Genomic DNA, 4,107 nt, shown 5'->3' on the forward strand with positions numbered 1-4,107 from the left:
GTGACGGGGGCGCTTGGCCGCGTCGGCGGCGGTTCGAACGGGTCGGCTGCGGCGGCCGGCGCTGCGGGCTCGCTGCGCCGCGCTTCGTAAGTCGGCACATCGAACGGCGTCGGCTTCGCGCGCGGCGGCGCGACGCGGCGAATGCCGTCGAAGCGCTTCGCCCAGTACGGATTCGTCAGGTAGTCGAGCCGCACGGTGCCGCCCGTCGACGGCGCATTGACGAAGCGCAGCTTGCCGACATAGATACCGACGTGCGAATGCGGCCGCCCGGTCGTGTTGAAGAAGATCAGGTCGCCCGGCGCGACGCCGTCGGGATCGATCGACATGCCCCGGGTGCTCATGTCCGCGGTTGTACGCGGCAGGCTGACGTCGGCCGCGCGGCCGATGACATAGCGCACCAGTCCGCTGCAGTCGAAGCCGCTGTCCGGCGTATTGCCTCCCCAGCGGTACGGCACGCCGACGAGACTCATCGCCTGGATCGAGATTTCCTCCTGGCCGACGCTGTGGTCGACGAAGGTCGGGAAATTGGCGGGCGGGGGAAAGGCGCGCGGTGTCTTGATCGCCATGCCCGACGGGCGCGACGACTGTGGCGGCACGCTGGAGCAGGCCGCAAGCAGGGAGACGGCGGCGACGGGAAGCCAGATTCGGAGCATGACAGGCGGGCGAACGCGGTGCGCTCGCCAATCGTGTGACGACAGATAGACACGATGGTAGTCCTTGGGACGGGGCTCAGGCAACCATTCCTGAGAATTTACTTGAAGTTCCGCGCGTAAATGACGGGGTAGGTAACGCGGGCGACGTACATTGCCGGCCGCAAAAGAAAACGGCGCGCCGTTTCCGGTGCGCCGTGAGCATGTCGGACACCGTGCCGGAATGAGCCGGCGCGAGTCGACGGATCGTGTTACAGAATGTCCGATGCGTAATCGGCGAGGCGCGAGCGTTCGCCGCGCGCCAACGTGACATGGCCGCCGTGCCCCCAACCCTTGAAGCGGTCGACCACATACGTGAGGCCCGAGCTGCCTTCTGTCAGGTAAGGCGTGTCGATCTGCGCGATATTGCCGAGGCAGACGATCTTGGTGCCGGGGCCGGCGCGTGTGACGAGCGTTTTCATCTGCTTCGGCGTCAGGTTCTGTGCTTCGTCGATGATCACGTACTTGTCGACGAAGGTGCGGCCGCGCATGAAGTTCATGCTCTTGACCTTCAGGCGCGAGCGGATCAGCTCCTGCGTGGCGGCGCGCCCCCATTCTCCGGCGGCATCGTCGGTCTTCTGCAGCACCTCGAGGTTGTCGTCGAATGCGCCCATCCACGGCTGCATCTTCTCTTCCTCGGTGCCGGGCAGGAAGCCGATGTCCTCGCCGACCGGCACGGTGGCGCGCGTCACGATGATCTCGTTGTAGCGCTTGTCGTCGAGCACCTGCGCGAGGCCCGCCGCGAGTGCGACGAGCGTCTTGCCGGTGCCGGCCTGGCCGAGCAGCGTGACGAAATCGATCTCCGGGTTCATCAGCAGGTTCAGCGCGAAATTCTGCTCGCGGTTGCGCGCGGTGATGCCCCACACGTTGTTCTTGTGGTGGCTGTAGTCGCGCAGCGTTTGCAGGAGCGCCGTCTTGCCGTTCAGCTCGCGGACGATCGCGTGGAACGTCGGCTCGCCGTTCTGCGGCTCGAGATAGACGAACTCGTTGACGAGCATCGACGCGACGAGCGGGCCGGTCACGCGATAGTACGTGGTGCCCGTCTTCGTGTCCTGCCAGCTCTCCATGCCCTTCGCATGCTTCGTCCAGAAGTCCTGCGGCAGTTCGCGCACGCCGGAGTAGAGGAGATCCTTGTCCTCGAGAACCTGGTCGTTGTAGTAGTCCTCGGCGGGCAGGCCGAGCGCATGCGCCTTGATCCGCATGTTGATGTCTTTCGACACCAGCACGACCTGACGATCCGGCCGGTCGCGCTGCAGCGCGCGCACGACGCCGAGGATCTGGTTGTCGGCCTTGCCCTGCGGCAACCCTTCGACAGGCGCGATATCGGTCAGCGTCGTCTGGAAATACAGGCGGCCGAGCGCTTCGCGGCTGCCGAGGCGTGCCAGCGGAATGCCGGCCGTGATCGGGCCCGAGTCGGCGACGAGCGCGTCGAGCGTGCGGCTGACCTGGCGCGCGTTGCGTGCGACTTCCGACATCCCCTTCTTGTGGTTGTCGAGTTCCTCGAGCGTCATCATCGGCAGATAGACGTCGTGTTCCTCGAAGCGGAAGAGGCTGCTCGGATCGTGCATCAGCACGTTCGTGTCGAGCACGAACAGTTTCTGGGTCTCGGCCTCGGCGGCCTTGCGGCTGCGCGTCTTCATCGCGGTGCCGGCTTCGCGCGTGCGCGCGGCGGCCGGTTTTTCGGCAACGGGTTGTTTTTCTGTGCGCGCAACCGGCGCGGCGGGTGCCGGCACCGGTTGCAACAATGCTGCCGTCTGACGGGGCTTGCGGCCGCGCGCCGGAGCGGCCGCGGCCTCCTGTGCCGGCGCGACCGAACGCAATGGCGCGGTGGCGTTCGCGGCGGGTGTCATCGGCTGGGCCACGCTCGCCGGGCTGTATTCACCGGCGACGGAAACGTCCCCTTCGGCGGTTTTCGTCGCGGCTTTCGCAGGCCGTGCTTTCGCCTTGTATTCGTCGGGCGGCAGCAGGCTGCCGAGCTTGCTGGGGGGGGTAGGCAAAGGCATGGTGTCCCTCGGGAGGAATCGTGTCGCATGGCATGCGCCGCTGATCGCATCCTGGTGCGCTGTGACGCGTACAGTTTGCGCGCGGTGGCGCACATGAATTTCGAATCGCCGGTTCGCCTAGTTGTCGGTCAGCTCCTTGACGCGATGATGGGCCGGGCTGCATGCCCGTGCGCAATCCATAAAAAAAGCCGCTGCCCCGTCGACCGGGACAAACGGCTCGGCTGTTACCGTCGTGCTGCGCGTCAGGTGCCAAACGGCATCGCAACGACTAGCGGCGCAGCATCGAGAAAAATGGGGCGAACAAGCATTCATTGCGGCCCAATATAACGCGGCTCAAAGCGCTTGTACAGCACTTAGGACGTCGTCCACATGCCCCGGAACCTTGACGCCGCGCCAGGCCTGTCGAAGCACGCCGTCGGCGTCGATCAGGAATGTCGAGCGCTCGATTCCGCGCACTTCCTTGCCATACATTTTTTTCATCCTGATGACGTCGAACATCGCGCACAGCGCTTCGTCGGCATCGGAGATCAGCGGAAACGGCAGCTCGAGCTTGGCCTTGAAATTGTCATGCGAGCGCAGGCTGTCGCGCGACACGCCGGCAATTTCCGCGCCGGCCTGCTGGAACTGCGGATAGAGATCGCGGAACTGCAGGCCCTCGGTCGTGCAGCCGGGCGTGTTGTCTTTCGGATAGAAATACAGCACGAGCTTTTTGCCGCGCAGCGCGGACAGCGAAAAATCGCCGCAGGTGGCCGGGGCGGTGAAATCGGGAACTTGACGGTCTACTTCGACGGACACGTGTTTCTCCTGTTGTTATCGGTGGTGCGGTTGCGTCGGCGCGTTGCGTCTGGGTCGGCGCGGCGGCAGGCCGCGCCGTACGGGCGGAATCGCAGGAAGCTCGCCCGCGGAAAGCCTAGTCGGGCTGGACGATCAGCTCGCCGGAGCGGCCCGGAATTTCGCCCCACGTGACAGGGTACGATGGCAATGTGTCGCGGTCTAGCGTCGCGTGATAGTCGCCCATCGTCGCGAACGTGTGACCCTGCGCGCGCCAGCCGGCGAGCAGTTGCTCGAAGACCGGCGCGAGCTTCTGGCCTTCCAGTTCCGCATGCAGCGTGAAAACCTGGTCGTGCGGATTGGCTTCGGTGAACTGGAGGATGTGCGCGGCGACGTTGTGCGTATCGACGCCGTCGACGCCGAGCACTTCATCGAGCGTCGGCAGCGTCGTCGGCATCTGCACATGCGACAGCGTCTTGCCGCCGACGACGGGCCGATACGGCGAATGCCCGCGGCCGTCGGACGCATAACGCATGCCCCACGCGTCGATCTGCTCGAACGCCGCGTCGTTCATCTGCCAGCCGGCAGCGCCGTGCGTGACGGGCGGTGCGCCGAAGATCTCGGCGAAGCGCGCGTGGCTTTTC

Annotated in this window: 3 protein-coding genes and 1 pseudogene; all 4 read right to left on the reverse strand. The window is 65.5% G+C overall.

Annotation, left to right across the window (positions count from 1 at the left end):
- On the reverse strand, positions 1 to 653 hold a 653-nt coding region (locus KH616_RS22385), incomplete at its 3' end, for a C40 family peptidase (protein WP_292252095.1).
- 248 nt (positions 654 to 901) lie between these two features.
- Positions 902 to 2,692, reverse strand: a complete 1,791-nt coding sequence (locus KH616_RS22390) for a PhoH family protein (RefSeq protein WP_292252096.1) — start codon at positions 2,690 to 2,692, stop codon at positions 902 to 904.
- Positions 2,693 to 3,025: 333 nt separating this feature from the next.
- Positions 3,026 to 3,487, reverse strand: a complete 462-nt coding sequence (locus KH616_RS22395; protein WP_292252097.1) for a peroxiredoxin — start codon at positions 3,485 to 3,487, stop codon at positions 3,026 to 3,028.
- A gap of 115 nt (positions 3,488 to 3,602) precedes the next feature.
- Positions 3,603 to 4,107: pseudogene (locus KH616_RS22400) on the reverse strand (4-deoxy-4-formamido-L-arabinose-phosphoundecaprenol deformylase); the annotation flags it as partial.

Origin of the sequence: Burkholderia sp. (assembly GCF_018375725.1) — a bacterium.
Taxonomy (GTDB): Bacteria; Pseudomonadota; Gammaproteobacteria; order Burkholderiales; family Burkholderiaceae; genus Burkholderia.